General features: G+C 71.1%; 13 protein-coding genes. 6 read left to right on the top strand and 7 right to left on the bottom strand.

The genetic code is table 11. From position 1 onward, the window contains the following. Positions 1-271 precede the first annotated feature (271 nt). Complete coding sequence (locus BCF44_RS26205) at positions 272-1,438, bottom strand: HNH endonuclease signature motif containing protein (RefSeq protein WP_170217752.1); 1,167 nt, start codon at positions 1,436-1,438, stop codon at positions 272-274. A gap of 509 nt (positions 1,439-1,947) precedes the next feature. On the opposite strand from BCF44_RS26205, the gene BCF44_RS26200 reads away from it, so the two are divergent. After that, positions 1,948-5,340 (top strand): ATP-binding protein, encoded by a 3,393-nt coding sequence (locus tag BCF44_RS26200; RefSeq protein ID WP_147328633.1) that lies wholly within the window; start codon positions 1,948-1,950, stop codon positions 5,338-5,340. On the opposite strand, the gene BCF44_RS26195 is transcribed toward BCF44_RS26200, so the two are convergent. Then, entirely contained in the window at positions 5,221-6,282 is a 1,062-nt protein-coding gene (locus tag BCF44_RS26195; protein ID WP_170217751.1) for a Glu/Leu/Phe/Val dehydrogenase dimerization domain-containing protein, read from the bottom strand. The two genes, BCF44_RS26200 and BCF44_RS26195, sit on opposite strands and share 120 nt — an antisense overlap. Before the next feature lie 277 nt (positions 6,283-6,559). On the opposite strand from BCF44_RS26195, the gene BCF44_RS26190 reads away from it, so the two are divergent. Together BCF44_RS26190 and BCF44_RS26185 are read left to right on the top strand one after the other, a co-directional pair. Beyond that, complete coding sequence (locus BCF44_RS26190) at positions 6,560-7,408, top strand: aldo/keto reductase (protein WP_170217750.1); 849 nt, start codon at positions 6,560-6,562, stop codon at positions 7,406-7,408. An 18-nt stretch (positions 7,409-7,426) separates the two neighbouring features. Continuing rightward, positions 7,427-8,584, top strand: a complete 1,158-nt coding sequence (locus tag BCF44_RS26185; RefSeq protein WP_116177039.1) for a PucR family transcriptional regulator — start codon at positions 7,427-7,429, stop codon at positions 8,582-8,584. Between the two features lie 3 nt (positions 8,585-8,587). On the opposite strand, the gene BCF44_RS26180 is transcribed toward BCF44_RS26185, so the two are convergent. From BCF44_RS26180 to BCF44_RS26170, 3 genes are all read right to left on the bottom strand, one after another. Then, the gene (locus BCF44_RS26180) at positions 8,588-9,880 is read right to left on the bottom strand and encodes an aminotransferase class I/II-fold pyridoxal phosphate-dependent enzyme (RefSeq protein WP_116177038.1); all 1,293 of its coding nucleotides are present in this window, start codon (positions 9,878-9,880) and stop codon (positions 8,588-8,590) included. Positions 9,881-10,086: 206 nt separating this feature from the next. Beyond that, positions 10,087-11,301 (bottom strand): cytochrome P450, encoded by a 1,215-nt coding sequence (locus BCF44_RS26175; protein WP_116177037.1) that lies wholly within the window; start codon positions 11,299-11,301, stop codon positions 10,087-10,089. Next, complete coding sequence (locus tag BCF44_RS26170) at positions 11,301-11,819, bottom strand: PadR family transcriptional regulator (RefSeq protein WP_116177036.1); 519 nt, start codon at positions 11,817-11,819, stop codon at positions 11,301-11,303. The genes BCF44_RS26175 and BCF44_RS26170 overlap by 1 nt, the downstream gene beginning before the upstream one ends. Before the next feature lie 67 nt (positions 11,820-11,886). On the opposite strand from BCF44_RS26170, the gene BCF44_RS26165 reads away from it, so the two are divergent. From BCF44_RS26165 to BCF44_RS26155, 3 genes are all read left to right on the top strand, one after another. Next, entirely contained in the window at positions 11,887-13,200 is a 1,314-nt protein-coding gene (locus tag BCF44_RS26165) for an aldehyde dehydrogenase family protein (RefSeq protein WP_116177035.1), read from the top strand. A 246-nt stretch (positions 13,201-13,446) separates the two neighbouring features. Continuing rightward, positions 13,447-14,454 (top strand): C40 family peptidase, encoded by a 1,008-nt coding sequence (locus BCF44_RS26160; protein WP_116177034.1) that lies wholly within the window; start codon positions 13,447-13,449, stop codon positions 14,452-14,454. Positions 14,455-14,510: 56 nt separating this feature from the next. Then, positions 14,511-15,236 carry a hypothetical protein gene (locus BCF44_RS26155; RefSeq protein WP_116177033.1) on the top strand — a complete coding sequence of 242 codons (726 nt, stop codon included), beginning with the start codon at positions 14,511-14,513 and terminating at the stop codon, positions 15,234-15,236. Positions 15,237-15,239: 3 nt separating this feature from the next. On the opposite strand, the gene BCF44_RS26150 is transcribed toward BCF44_RS26155, so the two are convergent. Beyond that, positions 15,240-15,713 (bottom strand): RICIN domain-containing protein, encoded by a 474-nt coding sequence (locus BCF44_RS26150; protein WP_116177032.1) that lies wholly within the window; start codon positions 15,711-15,713, stop codon positions 15,240-15,242. 102 nt (positions 15,714-15,815) lie between these two features. Further along, on the bottom strand, positions 15,816-17,111 hold the full coding sequence (purD, locus tag BCF44_RS26145) for a phosphoribosylamine--glycine ligase (protein WP_116177031.1): 1,296 nt from the start codon (positions 17,109-17,111) through the stop codon (positions 15,816-15,818).

The raw sequence follows: 17,111 nt of genomic DNA, 5'->3' as shown, positions 1-17,111 counted from the left end.
GATGCCGGGGTTCGGAGTGGCGATAATGGTGGGGGCGTTGGGGATGGGAGTCGCGGGGTGGCCGGGTTTGGGGGTGGGGTGGCTGGGTGGGGTCCGGCGGGGCGGAGGTTGGGTGGCGCGGTGGTCCGGCGGGGCGGAGGTTGGGTGGCGCGGTGGTCCGGCGGGCTGGGGTCAGGCTGGGTGGGGTCCGGCGGGGCGGTGGGGTGGCCCGACGGGGTGGCCACGATTGAGGCGGCTTGCTGGTGTGTGGGGCTTTGGGCCGCCGGGCCGGTCAGTAGTTGTGGGGTGTGGTGGTGTAGGTGCGGCCGTGTGGGGTGGTCCAGTGCAGGGTGCCGTCGTTGTCGACGGTGGCTTTGTGGGTGTCGTGTTTGAGGTGGTGGTGGCGGGTGCAGAGGCCTTTGAGGTTGGGGAGTGTGGTGTGGCCTTTGGGCCAGGGGGTGACGTGGTCGCCTTCTTGGATGGGTCGGGTGCAGCCGGGGGCGGAGCAGACGTTGCCGGCGCGGACGCCGACGAGTTCTTTGAGGCGTTGGCCTGGTCGGTAGGTGTGTTTGCCGATGGTGTCGGCTTGGTCGTGTTCGTCGAGCAGGATCGCCCGCCAGATGCCGTCCATGGCCAACTCTCGGGCGGTGTCGGCGGTGATGGGGCCGTAGCCCTCGAGTAGGGCGGGGTCTTCGGTCAACCCCATCAAGGTCTCCATCGAGATGGTGACGTGCACCCGCACGTCACGTTCCTTGGCCTGGCCGAGGAACCGGTCGAGGAAGGCATCCGCTCGTTTCTGGTCGGTGGTGCGCTCGTCGGTGGGGAGGTCTTTGGCGTCGGCGCAGAGCAGGTCGTGGATCATGCGGGCCTCGACGGCGGGCAGCACGGCGGTGAGGTGGGCCATGCCGTCCGGGAGCGGCCGGATCTCCACGCGACGCTCGGCTTTGGCTTTCTGGTGGCGTTGTTCGTAGCCGGTGGGGTCGGCTTGCGCGACCAGCGCGGTGGTCCGCCGGCTGAGCTGGGAGTGGGTCAACCCGGGAGCCGCCTCAACTAGCGTGTCTTCGACCTCGGCGATGAGCGCCACGGACGGCAGGTTGCGGACCCGATCACGGACCGCTTCGAGCCGGCGCAGGTCCAGGCGCCCCTGCCGCAACTGGTCCATCAGGCGGGGCAGGGTCCGCAGATCCTGGGTCAACTCCTTGCGGCGGGCCACGGTCTGCTCGGGTTCGGTGATGGCCATCGCCAACTCGGCGGTGTCCTCGACACCCCGCAGCACGGCCAACTCTACATAGTCGGCGAAGGCCTTGATCTTGCGGGCGAGAATGGTGACGGTGACCCGCTGGTCATCCGAAAGGGCGTCGAACTCGAGACCCGCGAGGAGGTTGAACAGGGCCCCACTGGGCTCCGCTTTTTCCAACTCTCGGGTGAGTTTCATACCTCTAAGAATACCGACCTGCAAGATCCAATTCGAATCCCTAACGGGTGAACCTGTTTCATGCATAATTGCCGCCGACTACCCCGTGCGACGTGCACGGTGGCGAAAAAGATTGAGTGGGGATTTTGTGTGGAGGGGGACGATGGCTTAAGCTTGTCGGCGTGAGGGGCAGGCGTAGCCTGCCCCGGAAGTGCCCCTCGAAGCCATCGTCCAGAGGCTCCACACAAAATCCCCGCGTAGGCAACGAACAACCCCCGAGTAGGCAACAAAAGCCTCCGCAAAGGCAACCCAAACGGCAATCCCCACGGATTGTCGACGGCGACTCCGTGGAGCCGACAAACCCCCGGCGAAGGCAACATCCCCCGGAGTCGCCAAAACAGCCCCGAGGCAACGAATAACCCCCGAAACCGCACTCCCCGCCACCACGGAAACAGACAAACCCGACAACCCCTTGCAGTCGTCTGTCCGTAGCGCCGTATGCTCGGCTCCGTACACCCCCCGTCCAGCGAGAGCGTTGGTCACCCTTGGTCAAGGTGGAATTGCTCGGCACCGTCCGGGCATGGTCCGACACCGGCGAGATCTCCTTGGGGCCGCCGCGCCAGCGGGCGGTGTTCGCCATGCTGGCGGCGAGCGTCAACACGGTGGTCTCCCGCAGCGAACTGGTCGACGGCATCTGGGGCGAGGATCCCCCGGCCAGCGCGGACGGCAGCATCTTCACCTACATCTCCGACCTCCGCCGAGCCCTCGAGCCGAACCGCCCGAACCGAGCCCCGAGCCAGCTCTTGGAGTCCTCGGGCGGCGGCTACGTCCTCCGCCTGCCGGCCGAGGACGTCGACCTCACCCGGTTCGAAATGCTCCGCCAGCAGGCCACCACCCTGACCGGCACGGCAGCCGTCCGCACCCTCGACGCCGCCCTGGCGCTCTGGCCCACCGACGAAGACGCCCTCGGCGGCATCCCCGGCCCCTACGCGGAAAGACGCCGCGCCAGTCTCGCCGAACTCCGCCTCGCCACCCGGGTCCACCGCGTCGAGACGATGATCGAAATGGGCGCGGACGTCCTGGACGAACTGACCCGGCTGACCGAGGCCTACCCGCTGCGGGAACGCCTCCGCGCGCTGCTCATGACCGCCTTGTGGCGCGGCGGCCGCCGCGCCGAGGCCCTCGAGGTCTACGACGACGCGAGCAAGCTCCTCTCCGACGAGTTGGGCATCGAACCGAGCCCGCCCCTGACCCGCCTCTACGAGCGGATCAAGGCAAACGAACCGCCGCAGCGCCCCGCGCGCACCGTCCCGGCCCGAGCGAGCCACCACATCCGCATCCCGGACGGATTCGTCAGCCGCGAGGCGGAAATCGCCCGCATGCAGGCCATGGTCGCGCAGGCCGCCGCCGGCAGCGGCGGCATCATCTGGATCGAGGGCGAGCCCGGTATCGGCAAGTCCTCGCTACTCGCGGCCGGCCTGAAGGGTGCCGAAGGACAGGGCTGCCAGCTCGGCTGGGCGGTCGCCGACGAGCTGGGGCAACGCTTCCCGCTGCGAACCATCCTCGACTGTCTGGACGTCGACGGCCGCTCCGCCGACCCGCGCCGCGCCGAACTCGCGGCCACCCTGCACGGTCCGGCGAACGCCCTCCTGCCCGGTGTGGACCCGGTGACCGCCGCCGTCGACCGCCTGCTGGCCTTCGTCGAGACGCTCACCGAAGACGCCCCGCTGCTGCTCGTGGTGGACGATCTGCAATGGGCCGATGAGACGAGTCTGCTGGTATGGCACCGACTCTGCCGCGCCACGACCCGCCTCCCGCTCCTCCTCACGGGCAGCGCCCGCACCCTGCCCCGCCGCCCGCACGTGGCGGAGGTGCGCCGAGCGGCCGAGGCGGACAACGGTTACATCGTCGCCCTCGAACCCCTGACGGAATCCGCGGTGCAGGACATCGTCCGCGAATCCGTCGGCGCGCCACCCGGCCCCGAGCTGGCCAACCTGACCGCCCGCGCCGGCGGCAACCCCCTCTACGTGCGCGAGCTCCTCGACGCCCTTGACCGCGAACACGCGATCACCGTCGCCGACGGCAGCGCCGAGATCCAGCACCAGACCGCCGTCACCGCACCGGGTTCGCTCGTCGCCGCCCTGACCCGACGTCTCAGCTTCCTGTCCACAGGCGCGAAGGAGGCCCTGCAATGGGCCTCGCTGCTCGGCGGCGAGTTCGTCCTCGACGACCTGGCCATCGTCAGCGACCGCCCGGTCCCCGACCTCATGACCCTCCTCGACGAGGCGATCACCGGCAAGGTCCTCGTCCACAACGGGTCGTACCTGGCGTTCCGGCACGGCCTGATCCGGCAGGCACTGTACGAGGGCACGCCGAACGCCGTCCGCCTCGCCCTGCACAACCATGCCGCGCAGGCGCTCGCCAAGGCGGGCGCCCCGCGCGAGCAGGTCGCCGAGCAGCTGCTGGCGGTGCCCGGCGCGGTCGAGAACTGGGTCGTCACCTGGTTGCAGGACAACGCTTCCGTGCTCGGCCAGCGGGCCCCGCAGATCACCATGGACCTGATCCGCCGCGCCCTGGCCACGCCGACGATCACCACGGCCGCGCGAACGGCCCTGACCGCGGAGCTCGCGATGCTGTCCTTCGGTCTCGGCGGCACGCCGGAAGCCGAGGTGCGCTACGTGATCGGCCGCACCGACGACGTCGAGCGGCTGTCCGAGATGCGGTCGATCCTTGCCCACGTGCTGTGCCGGCGTGGCGAGGGCGCCGCCGCGGTGGAGATGCTGCGGGAGTCCATCGAGGGCCCGAACGTGCCGGAGCACTGGAAGGCGCGGCACGAGGTGCTGACCGCGACCGCCGAGCGGACCGGCAACCACGACCTCACGGCGACGGAGGCGAGCGCCCGCCGGGCGGTCAAGCGTGGCCAGGAGTGCGGGGACGCGTTCGCCACCGCGCACGGCCTCCAGGAGCTGTGGGTCGTGCACTCCGTACGGCGCGAGCACGCGGCGGCCATCACCGTCGCGGACCAGGCGATCGCCACCGTCGCCGGCGATCCCGAGCTGGTCGGGCTGCGGCTGAGCGTTCTGGACAACCGCCTGTTCAGCCTCCAGAACCTGGACCGGCTCGCCGAGGTCGACGAGACCCTGGACTTCGCGCGCGAGCTCGGCCGCCAGCACGCCGTGCCGACCGAGCTGCACGTGCCCGCCGCCGTGCACCACTACTGGGTCGGCCGCTGGGACGAGACGCTGGCCGACCTCGACGGCGTGGCCCAGGACAGCCCGGAGATGACCTTCTACGGCCTGCGCGAAAGCACCGTCACGCTGCTTCTCCTGCACGGAATCGCCGCGCTCATCGCGCTTCGCCGGGCCGACGACGATGCCGCCCTCGCGCACCTCCAGGCCGCCGCCGAACTGCCCGTCGCCAGCCCGGCGGAGCGGGAGAACTGCGACTTCCTCGTTGCGGCGCAAGCGGTTGCGGCGGAACAGGAAGGTCGCATCGATGAGGCGATCTCGCTGCTCACGCCCAACCTCAAGGCCGACTACTCGCAGATGACCCTGCGCCACCAGTGGTTGCCGGACCTGGCGCGGCTCGCGGTGCAGCGTGGCGACCTCGACACCGCCCGTGCCGCGGCGGAACAGTGTGACGACGAGGCCAGCCGCGAGCAGCATCCCGCGCGCGCGTTCGCGGCGTCGCTGCGCTGCCGGGCTCTCGTCACCGGCGATCCCACGCCCGCTCGGCAGGCCGCCGATCACTACCGGCGCTTCGGGCGTGCGGTCGAACTCGGTCAGGCGCTTGAGGATCTGGCCGTCCTGCACGCCGCCCAGGGTGAGCTAGCGCAGGCTCAGGCCGCTCTCGACGAGGCCATCGCCGTGTACGGGACTTTCGGCGCGCGGTGGGACATCGAACGGGCCACCGAGCGGGCCGGCGCCCACGGCGTTCGACCGAAGTAACCGCACCGACGTGGCGACCGTCTGCCGCGCCAGGTGCAGGGGAGTGGCGCCGGTGCGGTCGGATTCCTCCAGCAGGGCGCGGACCCGGTCGCCGATGGCGGCGACCTCGGCGCGCACCCGGGTGTCATCCCAGCCGGCGCGCCGCCCGTGCACGCGGATCGCGCCGCCGGCGGTGCCGACGAAGTCGGGCACGTACGTGATGCCGCGGTCGGCCAGGGTTTCGGCGTCGCGCGGGGCGACCAGCAGGTCGTTGGCCGTGCCGATCACGATCCGCGAGTTCAGCACCTCGGCGGCGTCGGCGTCGATCACCGCGGACTCCACGCACAGGACGTCCGACGGCGTGATGACGACTTCGTTCGGCCGACCGATCAGCACGTGCGCGCCCCGGGCGGCCAGCAACCGCGCCATGTCGCCGCTGGTCCGGCTGGCGCCTTGCACCACAATGCGGACGCCCGCGAGGTCGCCGCCGATCAGGTAGCCGACGGACGCTTCGATGGCGGCGACCAGCCCGGCCGCCGTGGACGACATCGGGTCGTCCTGCGTGCACGTCACCTCGGCGCCGCCGCTGCCCACGTCCAGCATGTCCTGGCTGGTGGTGCCGAAGTCGTAGCCCGGCACGTACGCGCCGTCGAGGCGGCGGACGAACTCCCCGAACCGGCGCATCAGCGCCGAGCGCCCGACCGGCCGGCCCGGGTCGAGGATGACGGACTTCGCGCCCCCATAGGGCAGTCCGGCGAAGGCGAGCTTGCTGGTGGCCGCCGCCGCGAGCCGCTTGGCCTCGGCCGTGCCGGCGTCCAGATGCGGGTAGCGGCCCATGCGCACGCCGCCGAGACCCGGACCCAGCGCGGGATCGTCGATCGCGATCACCGCCCGCAGGCCGACGCGCTCGTCGCGACAATGCACCACCCACTCGCCGTCGAAGGCATCGCAGTGCGCCTGCATCTTTCCTCTCGCTTCCCCGACCGGCCGCCGAGCCATTCCCCGGCCGGATTCCCCGTGGGTGGTGAATTTAGGTTCGCCGAGATCACGCAACGTGTCAACTTCCTTGTGGCAAAGGAATATCAGGTCAGATGTGGCCGGCCCTGCGCGGTTGTGCAGACCGGACCGTAGTGAACCGGGTGGGGTGCGCAACGGGACCTGTGGATTCCACGAAACGGTCCCGTTGGAGTTCTCGGTTCCCTGCATGACCGACTCACCTGCGGTGACCCATTCTGGTGAGGTGGACGGAGAGGCATTGCCCCACATCGCGCTCGGCACGCGGCGAATGTCCGGTCACTTCGACGGTGTCGTGGTGCGCGATCGGGACGCCGCGGCGGCCTCGCGGCTCATGAGGGCGGCGCGGCTGCTGGGCGTGGACCTGTTCGACACCTCGCCCGTGCACGCCCGCGGTTTCGCCGAAGCCGACCTCGGCCGCGCCCACGGCGCGGCCGCCGCTCGGATCTGGACCAAGGTCGGCACGGACGTCGGCGGCGTGCTGCCTCGGCCCGACTACAGCATCGCCGGCATGCTCGCCACGCTGCGCAATTCCTGCCGGCGGCTGCGGCGGCCGTCGGTGGAGTGCGTCTTCGTGCACCATCCACCCGCGGACGTGCTGGCCTCGCTGGACTGGCTGCGGCTGCACGAGCTGGCGTTGCTGTCGGAGTTGACGAGCGAGGTCGGCGTCTCGATCCGCGCCGACGACGAGGCCGATCTGCTGCTGGACCTGCCCACGCCGATGCCCGTCATGGTCCCGGCCGCCACCCTGCACCGCCGGCCGCACCTCGCGGCGTCGCTGTCCGATGCCGGGCACCGGCTCGTCGTCAGCGAGCTGTTCGCCGGCGGCGCCGCGCTCAAGGGCATTCCGGCCGAGCGCCGAATCCGTCTGATCAGGCACGTTTTCGGGGTTACGGTGTCCCGACATCGGCCGTGGGCGGTTGTGCTTTCACCGCGGACGCCGAGACAGCTCGACGAATACGCCGGCTGTGTTCGTCAGGTGAACGGAAAACGGGCCGGGTTGCCGGTTCGCACCGGTTCGGACCTGGAGAATCGGCGTGTCTCGTCTACCCTGACCGCGACGCGGCGGTGGTGACGAGGAAGGCTGACCCGGATGGCGACGGACGACTGGCAGTTCGTCGTCGACCTGTGCGAGTCGATGGCCGCCGATCTGCCCCTGCTGGTCGCGCAGACCGTCGACCGGATCAGACAGGAGAAGCCGGATTACCTGGTGATCGATCGGGCGCAGCACGAAATAGGCGTGGCGCGGCAGTACCGAGGATTGCTCGACGGGCTGATCGCGCACCGCGCGCCGTCGCGTGAGGAGATCGAACACGCCCGTGCGCTCGGCCGTCAGCGGGCCCGTGAGGGCCTGCCGCTGGAGGCGATGCTCGGCGCGTTCCACGTCGGCTACCGCGAGATGTGGGACGCGCTGCTGAGCCGGGCTGACGCCCGTGGGCCGGAGATCTCGGCGCAGTTGGTGCGGGTGGTGGGGACGGTGTGGACGTGGGTGCAGCAGGCCAGTAGCGCCGCCGCCGACGCCTACGGCGAGGCCGTCCGCGCCGAGGAGTCGGCGCAGCTCAGTCTCACCTACCGGTTCCTGGAGGCGCTGGTCACCGGCGTGTCCGGGCACGGCAGCGTCACGCAGCTGGCGCAGGCGCTGGCGTTCGACCCCGTCGCCGCGTTCCAGGCCTTCTGCTCGCCGGCCGAGCTGTGGTCCGACGAGGACCTCACCGAACTGCGCCGGCAGCTCAACCGGCGGCGAGGCACCCTGCGGTGCGCCAATCGCGGCACGGTGATGATCGCCGTGGCGCAACGCGTTCCCGCCGACGCCGTCGTGCACGCCATGCGGGCGCGAAATCCGCAGCCACCGATCGGAATCGGCTTGGTGCGCAAGGGATTGTCCGGCGCCGCGGCCAGCATCGTCGACGCCCGGGACGTGCTGCCCTGCGCCGCGGACGGCGGCGGTGTCGTCGACTTCCGCGCCGGCTGGCTGCTCGCCACCGTGCGCCCGCACTCCGACCGGCTGGCGGTGCTGCTCCAGTCCTGCCGCGAGCCGGCGGTCAATCATCCCGAGCTCGCCCGCACCGTGCAGTCCTTTGCCGACAACGGTTTGTCGCTGACGGCGACCGGTCGCGCCCTGCACGTGCACGCCAACACCGTGCGGTACCGGCTCGATCGGTGGCGCGACCTCACCGGCTGGGACGTGCGCACCTGGAACGGGCTGTCGGCGAGCATGATCGGCCTCGGCCTGTACGAGCCGAGCGCCTAGCCCTCACCACGCGCCGACCTCGCGGAGGGTGATCTCCCGCCCGGCGAACTGCCGGTGGAACGCGCGCAGCAGCCGTTCCGAGGAGAAACCGTTGTCCGCCAGCGACAGCGGCAGGTTCGCGGCCAGCGCCTCGACCAGTCCCACGATGTCCTCGTCGGTCTGGTGCAGGGTCAGCGCGATGCGGATGCCGGCGCGGTTGAGCGGCACCGCCGGGTGGATCGCGGTGTTGGTGAAGTAGCCGACCTTCTGCAACCGGCTGGCGAGGTCGATCGTCGAGTCGGTGTTCCCCGCCGCCACGTAACGGATCGGCGTGATGCCGGCGTCCACCAGGGGAATGCCCTGCCGGGCGGCCTCGGCGTTGAACAGCTCGATCTTGCCGACGATCCGGCGCTGGCGGTCGCGGATCTCGTCGTCGAGGTGCAGGCGCGTGGAGGCGACGACGGCGGCCAGCATCGGCGGCTGGAGCGGGCCGGAGAACATCATCGGCCAGCCGATCGTGCGCACCTCGTGCCGCAATGCCTCCGTCGGGAACGTCATGACCCCGCCGGCCGCGCCGAAGGACTTGTTCAGCGAGCCGGTGACGACCGTGCGGGCCAGGGCGGCGGGGCTCATCCGCTCCAGCGCGTGGCCGCGACCGTGACGACCCGTCCAGGACACGGAATGCGCGTCGTCGATGACCATCCACAGGTGGTCGTGACGTTCCACGAGGGCCGCGAGTTCGCGCAGCGGCGCGATGTCCCCGAACATGCTGTACAGGCCGTCGCCGAGGAACCAGACCCGCCGGCCCGCGTGCTCGATGACCTTGCGCTCCAACACTTCCAGGTTGCCGTGCGGGATCACCTCGGTCGGCGTGCCCTGCGCGCGGACGATCGTCGCCGCGGCCTGCACGCTGCGATGCGCCTGCGCGTCCACCAGCATCACGTCCCCGTCCTTGATCAGCGTCGTGATCACGGACATGTTCGCCATGCTGGTGTTGGCGGCGATCGCCGTCGGCCGCCCGAGCATCTCGCTCAACAGGCGCTCCGCCTGCCGGTAGTCGGGGGCGGACAGGTACGCCCTGGTCGAGGAGAACTGCGTGCCGTAGCGCCGGACGGCGTCGATGACGGCCCCGGTGAGCGCGGGATGCGTCTCCAGCCCCAGGTACCCGCACGAGCCGAAGTTCACCAGCCGCCGGCCGTCGACCGTCACGGTCCGGCCGTCCAGCCGCTCGTCCTCGGCGTGCGCCTGGATCAGCCCGAGCGGTTGGGCCTTGAGCAGCGCCGGCTCGAACAGCGTGAACGGATCGGTGCGGGTCATGCGAATCCCCCTCGGGTGCGGCCCCGATTATCGACAGGCGGCGTTCCCGGTCGCCATGGGAATGTGCCCCCAGATGTCTGGGAGTGCGAGGAGATCCGCGCGCGTGAGTGGCTCACTCCGCGTCCGGCGCCCAGTGAGCCACTCATGTGCAGTGGGGGACTAGCGGATCACGTCGCCGGCGGGCGTGGACGGACCGCCGGCGATGATCACCACGTCACCGGCAGCGACACCAGGCCGCCGGCGATGGACCCCTTGCGGATGTCCAGTTCGGACGGTTCCACCGCCAGCCGCAGCCCCGGCACCCGGCGGAACAGCGTCGACAGGGCGATCCGCAGCTCGGTGCGGGCCAGGGCGGCCCCGATGCAGAAGTGGATGCCGTGCCCGAACGCGAGGTGGATGTTGGGGCTGCGGGTGGGATCGAACTCCCCGGGGTCGGTGAACACCGACGGGTCCCGGTTGGCCGCGCCGGAGGCCAGCAGCACGGCGTCGCCGCGCTTGATCGTCACGCCCTCGACCTCGACGTCCTCATGGGCGTAGCGGAGCAGTCCCAGGTCGCCGGACGAGGTCATGCGCAGCACTTCCTCCACCGTGGCCTGCGCCTGGCCGTCGGGGTCCGCGGCGAAGCGGTCCCGGCGCGCCAGGTCGGACAGCAGGAACACCACGCCCATGTCGATGCGGGTCATGGTGGTCTCGTGCCCGGCGAACAGCAGGCCGGCGCCGAGCCGGGCCAACTCGTCGTCGTCGAAGTCGGGGTCGTCGGCCTGGGCCTTGACCAGGTCGCTGAGCACGTCCGCCTGCGGGTCGGCGCGCTTCACCTCGGCCAGCCGGCGGATGTAGGCCTGCAGGTCGTCCAACGCCTCCTGCGCCTTGTCGCCGATGTCCATCCGGCCGAGCCGGGTCGACACGTCGTGGAAGTACTCGCGGTCCTCGTACGGGACGCCGAGCAGCTCGCAGATCACCAGCACGGGCAGCGGGAACGACAGCAGCGCGTGCAGGTCGACCGGCTGGTCGGGGGCGGCGTCGTGGGTGGCGATCAGCTCGTCGATCCGGGCGTCGACCAGCTCCTGGACGTGGCCGCTGAGCCGGCGCATCCGGCCGGCCGAGAACGCCGGCACCAGCAGCGCCCGCATCCGGTCGTGGGTGGCCTTCTCGGTCTCGAACTCGCCGGTCGGGCCGCTGATGATGGCCGCGTCGGTGACCCGGGACGCCTGCTCCGGCGCGGGGTGCGAGCGGCCCAGGCGCGGGTCGGCGAACAGCTGGCGGGCCTGCTCGAAGCGGGTGATCAGCCAGGCCGGGTCGCCGGCCGGCGTGAGCACCTCGACGGGCGCGGTCTCCCGGTGCAGCACCGCGTACAGCGGCGCTATGTCCATCACGGTGGGCCGGCCGAACGGTAGGCGCGGCCGGGAGTCGGTGCTGGTCATCAGTCCTCCAGTGGTAAAGCGGCGCGGGAGCGCAGGGTGGCGATCCACCTTTCCTCGGCGTGTGAGCGGGCCAGTGCCTCGTCCAGCACGATCCGCGCCCAGCTCGCCGGCTCGACCGTGGTGAGCAGCTCCTGGAGGCGGCCCCGACGGCACAGCAGCGCGCGGCAGCGGGCGTCGAGGATCGCGGCCCGCTCGGCCGGGGTGAGCCGGTCGAAGTGGGCCAGCCGGGCCATGAACTCGGCGTCGTCGGACGCCAGCTCGTCGGGCAGCTCGGCCAGCATGTCGTGCAGCATCTCGACGCCGACCGGGGTGATCTCGTACACGTGCCGGGTCGGCCGGCCGCGTTGCGGCTGCGCCGAACGCGTCACCGCGCCGGCCTCGGTGAACCGCCGCAGCGTCGGGTACAGGGAGTTGTTGGACAGCGCCGTCCCCAGGTCCTGCTCGACGCGGTGGCGGAGTTCGTAGCCGTGGGCCGGCTGTCGGGCGAGGTTGGCCAGCATCACGATCTCCACCCACACATATGTCACGCTAACCTATGGCGGCCGTCGCCCGATGTGGGCCGAACAGGTGAGTTAGGCTCGGCGAATGACCGACCCGATCACGGAGATCCCCGCCGTCGTCGACCGGCTGCGCGCCGCGTTCCGTGACGGCCGGACCAAGCCGTCGGCGTGGCGGCGCGAGCAGCTCGTCGCGCTGCGGACCATGTTGCGGGAGCAGGAAAGCGCGTTCCTCGACGCGCTGCACGCCGACCTCCGCAAGAACGCGGCCGAGGCCCGGCGCACCGAGCTCGACTTCGTCTGCAACGAGGTCGACCACACCCTGGCGCACCTGGAGTCCTGGATCGCGCCGGAGGACGCGCCGCTGCCGGACAAGCTGCTGCCCGGGCGCGGCTCGGTCGTGCGGGAACCGCTCGGGCTGGTCCTGGTCATCGGGCCGTGGAACTACCCGCTGCAACTGGTGCTCGCGCCGCTGGTCGGGGCGCTCGCCGCCGGCAATGGCGTCGTGCTCAAGCCGAGCGAGCTGGCCCCGGAGACGGCCGCCGCGATCGCCCGGTTCGTGCCGCGGTACCTCGACCCGGACGGCGTCGCCGTCGTCGAGGGCGCGATCCCCGAGACCACCGCGTTGCTGGAGCAGCGGTTCGACCACATCTTCTACACCGGCAACGGGGTCGTCGGCCGGATCGTGATGACCGCCGCGGCCAAGCACCTCACGCCGGTGACGCTCGAACTCGGCGGGAAGAGCCCTGTGATCGTCGACTCGGACGTCGACCTGGCCGTCGTCGCGGAGCGCATCGTCAACGGCAAGTTCCTCAACGCCGGCCAGACCTGCGTCGCGCCGGACTACGTGCTCGCGGTCGGCGACACCGCCGCGAAGCTCGAACCGCTGCTGGCCGAGGCGCTGCACGCCAAGTTCGGCGACGACCCCGCCGACAGCCCGGCGTACGGGCGGATCATCAACCACCGGCACTTCGACCGGCTCAGCGGGCTGCTCGCCGGCGGGCGGGTGGTGACCGGCGGCCAGACCGACCGGGACGCCAAGTACATCGCGCCCACCGTGCTTGCTGACGTCCAGCCGGACGCGCCGGTGATGGCCGAGGAGATCTTCGGGCCGATCCTGCCGGTGATCGCCGTGCCCGACCTTGACGCCGCCATCGCCTTCGTCACCGCCCGGGACAAGCCGCTGGCGCTGTACGCCTTCACCGAGTCGGACCAGTCCAAGCGGCGCATCCTCGACGAGACGTCGTCCGGCGCCGTCGGCTTCGGTCTGCCAGTGGTGCACCTGACCGCGCCGGATCTGCCGTTCGGAGGGGTGGGGGAGAGCGGCATGGGCCGCTACCACGGGAAGTACTCCATCGACACGTTCAGCCACCTCAAGGCGGTGCTGGACAAGCCGCTCTGACCAGCGGTCCGAACCCCGTCTGATCCGGATCTGAACGGGGTGCGCGAGGGTTGTCCGGTCGGGACCCCGTCCCGGCGACAGTTGGGGGAGGGGGTGTCGGGCCGGCGGCCCGGAACGCCGCCGGCCCGACACGGGCCGCCCATTGGGGCCGCCCGGGGTGCCCCGGAGTCCGTGTTCGCGGGCCTCCGCCCGCGCCCCGGAATTCGCTAGGGTCGAACCCGGAGGATTGTCGGCGGCGGGGGGACCATGCGAGCGCTGGGCGTTGTGGTGTTGGTGGCGGTGATGTTGCCGGCGGGTGTCGCGTACGCCGACAACGCGCCGACGACGGTGGCCGGGCTGATCGGCCGCTACATCGATCTGAGCCACCAGGCCGAGAAGGTCAACGAGCAGCTGCTCAAGGCGCAGGAGCAGGCCCAGTCGTTACGGCAGCAGGCGGCGACGGCGGACGCGGCCTTCAGGGCGGCGGACGCGAAGTGGCAGCAGGCGGTGCGGCAGGCCGACCAGTTGGTGGCCGACCGCAAGCAGCGAGCCGACCTGCTCAAGGCGATCGCACCCGCCAACAGCGTCTCCGCACTGCTGACCAGCGCCAGTGCCGACGACATCAACACGGCGTCGATCGTCGCCGGATTCGCGCACGACGCCGATGACGCCGTGAAGGCGGCCACGGCGCAGACGCTGGCCCAGACGTCCCAGGCGCGAGAGGCGGCCGAGAAGGAGCAGGCGGCAGCGTCCAAGGCGGCCGCGGCGGCAACGGCGATCGAGAACAAGGTCGGCGCGCAGCGAGCCGACCTGGACCAACGGGTGACGGCGGTGCGGGCGGCCCTGAACGCGCTGCCGCCGGACGAGGTCTCCCTGATGCAGAGCGGCGCCACCGCGCCGAACGTGATGCTGCCGCCGGGCACGGTCGGCGCGGCGCTGAGGTTCGCCATCGCGCAGCTGGGCAAGCCGTACGAATGGGGCGGCAACGGGCCGATCGCGTACGACTGCTCGGGGCTGGTGCAGCAGGCGTACCGCGCCGCCGGGGTGGAGCTGCCGCGGGTCGCCGCGGACCAGGCGCTGGTCGGCCAGCAGGTCTCGCGGGCCGATGTGAAGGCCGGCGACCTCATCTACTTCTACCAGCCGGTCCAGCACGTCGCGATGGCCGTGGACCACAACCAGGCCGTGCAGGCGGCGACCTTCGGCGAGCCGATCAAGATCAGCCCCATCGACGCCATCGGCCCCATCACGGTCATCCGGCGGCTCGTCACGAACTGACCCCGCGCCGGCCTGTGATGGAATGGGGCCAGGCGTGGGAAGGAGTTCGTGCACAAATGACCGCCGACAACCGGGCCGACCTGGACTCGTACCGGCGAGCACTGCAACTGGCGGTGCTCCGCGCGGCCGACGAGTTCCGCCGCCTGGCCGAGGCGCTGGACGTCGCCGCCAACGACGTCGACAGCCTCGACCGCGCGGCCCGGCTGCACCCGTCGGTGGACCTCGCCCGCGCGGTCGTCATGCGGATCCAGGCCGCCGGCTCGCAGGTCGACTACGACACGCTGCTGCGCACCGCCGCCGACCTCGACACCTATCTGGTCGGCGGGCAGCCGGCCCCGCCGCCGGAGATGGCCAGCGGCGCGATGCGCACGCCGTCGCTGCGGATGCCGCGCCGCGAACAGGCGCCCGAGCCGCAGCGGTCGCAGCGCATGTCCCGGCGCGCCGCGGCCGCCGAGCCGCCGGCCCCGGCCGCGCCGCCCAACGCGGCCACGCCGAACACGTTGTGGGTGGACGACGATCCGCAGCGGGTCCGGTACGTCTGGATCGGCGCGGTCGACGCCGCCGCCAACCGCGCCGACTGCTGGGCCTGGTACGACGACACCAACGTGCGCTTGCGCCGTAACGACATTCCGGCCGTCCAGTTCCAGCTCAGCGGGTCGAAGTACCGGCGGGCCGACGAGCAGGAGACCCGGCGCGCCGCGCAGATCATCGCTGCCCTGCGCGGCGCCGGTGTGGACGTGTCGATGATGAAGGCGCTGCTCGGCTACGCCCCTAAGCCCTGACGGCTACTGCCACCACTGCTGGTTCCAGGGACCGCAGTCCCAGAGCTGGACCCTCGTGCCGTTGCCGCCGCCGTTGGTGTCGGCGTCGAGGCACTTCTGGAACCGCTGGTTGTAGATGGATCCGTCGCTGCGGAGCACCCACCACTGCTGGTTCCACGGTCCGCAGTCCCACAGCTGGACCGCCGTGCCGTTGCCGCCGCCGTTGGTGTCAGCATCCAGGCACTTCTGGAACCGCATGTTGTACAGCGAGCCGTCCGGCCGCACGTCCCAGTCCTGCTGGTTCCAGGGACCGCAGTCCCAGAGCTGGACCCTCGTGCCGTTGCCGCCGCCGTTGGTGTCGGCGTCCAGGCACTTCTGGAACCGCACGTTGGCGAAGTGCCGCACCGCCTGCGGCGTCGCCGGCGCCGCCTCCGCGACGGCGCCGCCGACCAGCAGCAGCGCCAGCGCGGCGACGACCACGCGAATCGCCCGTTTCATGCCTTCCCCCAATCCTTGACCGATAGCTGCCGAATATCTCGGCATGCCACGATTTTGGGGGCAGTCCGTCACCGGTCTGTCACGGAGGGTGTGCACGAAAGGTCAGTCCCAGGGCATTGCCTCGGCGATGTCGGTGCGGTACCGGATGCCGGCGAAGTGCACGCCGGCGATGCCGCGGTAGGCGTTGGCCCGCGCCTCGGCGCGGGTGGCGCCGCGGCCGGTGAAGTGCAGGCATTTGCCGCCGTCGGTGGCGAGGGTGCCGTCGGCCAGGGTTCGGGCGGCGCCGTAGAAGACGCGGCAGGTCTCGGGCGTGAGGGTGTCGAGGCCGGTGATGGGGTAGCCGCGGCCGACGGTGCCGTACGGCCAGCCCTGGTAGCCGGGGGTCGGGCCCTGGGTGGCGGCGACGTCGACGAAGTGCTCGTCGCTGATGGTCAGCGGCTGCACCCGGCCGTCGAGCAGGGCGGTGCAGGTGGCGCCGAAGTCGCTGGTGATGCGCGGCAGCACCACCTCGGCCTCGGGGTCGCCCATCCGGGCGTTGATCTCGATGAGGTACAGCTGGTCCCCGACCAGCATGCAGTCCAGGTAGATGAAGCCGAAGTAGTCGAGGCCCTCGCCGGCGATGGCGGTCATCAGCGGCCGCATCATCTGCCGTTCGAACCGCTTGACGTCGGTGTAGGTCTCGTACGGGGCGGGGGAGAACGCGCCCATGCCGCCGCACATCGGGCCCTGGTTGCCGTCCTCGGACCGCGGGTAGTCGACGGCGCTGGGCAGCAGCAGGTAGTTGTCGCCGCCGACGAGCGCGAAGTACAGCAACTCCTTGCCGTCCAGGAATTCCTCGATGACGACGCGGTCGCCGCCGGATCCGAAGTCCCGGCTCACCATGAGCCGCTCCACGGCGGCGACCGCGTCCCGCACGGTGTGGCAGACGAAGACCCCGTTGCCCTGGCACGACGTGTCGCCCTTGATCACGATGGGCGCGCCGACCTCGCGGATGTGGTCGATGGCCTCGTCGGCGTCGTCGAACGTGCGGTGGGCGGCGGTCTTGATGCCGTACTTGGCGCACAGCCGCTTGGTGTAGTCCTTGCTGGTCTCCAGCATCGCGGCGCGCTCGGTCGGGCTGATCACCGGGAAACCGGCCTCCAGGAAGCGGTCGGAGTAGCCGGCGGCCAGCGCGCGCGGGTGGCCGACGAGCACGAGGTCGGCACTGACGTCCCTGGCGTACTGGACCATCGGCGCCGGGTCGTCGAAGGCCAGCTGCGGCTGGCTGACGATGCGGTCCTGCTTGATCGCCTCGCAGCCGGGCAGGTAGTGCACGGTGACGCCGGGATCGGTGCGCACGAACAGGTCGGCGATGGCGTGGCCGCGGCCGCTGTAGTCGACGACGATGACGTTGTCCAT

Origin of the sequence: Kutzneria buriramensis (assembly GCF_003387475.1) — a bacterium.
Lineage (GTDB): Bacteria > Actinomycetota > Actinomycetes > Mycobacteriales > Pseudonocardiaceae > Kutzneria > Kutzneria buriramensis.
This window is presented reverse-complemented; position numbering and strand designations above follow the sequence as displayed.

Bases quoted from the DNA above. Each gene is read 5' to 3' on its own strand.
- BCF44_RS26195 (WP_170217751.1), bottom strand. From the start codon at position 6,282: ATGCAGGCGCACTGCGATGCCTTCGACGGCGAGTGGGTGGTGCATTGT.
- BCF44_RS26155 (WP_116177033.1), top strand. From the start codon at position 14,511: ATGACCGCCGACAACCGGGCCGACCTGGACTCGTACCGGCGAGCACTG.
- BCF44_RS26150 (WP_116177032.1), bottom strand. From the start codon at position 15,713: ATGAAACGGGCGATTCGCGTGGTCGTCGCCGCGCTGGCGCTGCTGCTG.
- BCF44_RS26175 (WP_116177037.1), bottom strand. From the start codon at position 11,301: ATGACCAGCACCGACTCCCGGCCGCGCCTACCGTTCGGCCGGCCCACC.
- purD (WP_116177031.1), bottom strand. From the start codon at position 17,111: ATGGACAACGTCATCGTCGTCGACTACAGCGGCCGCGGCCACGCCATC.
- BCF44_RS26165 (WP_116177035.1), top strand. From the start codon at position 11,887: ATGACCGACCCGATCACGGAGATCCCCGCCGTCGTCGACCGGCTGCGC.
- BCF44_RS26160 (WP_116177034.1), top strand. From the start codon at position 13,447: ATGCGAGCGCTGGGCGTTGTGGTGTTGGTGGCGGTGATGTTGCCGGCG.
- BCF44_RS26185 (WP_116177039.1), top strand. From the start codon at position 7,427: ATGGCGACGGACGACTGGCAGTTCGTCGTCGACCTGTGCGAGTCGATG.
- BCF44_RS26180 (WP_116177038.1), bottom strand. From the start codon at position 9,880: ATGACCCGCACCGATCCGTTCACGCTGTTCGAGCCGGCGCTGCTCAAG.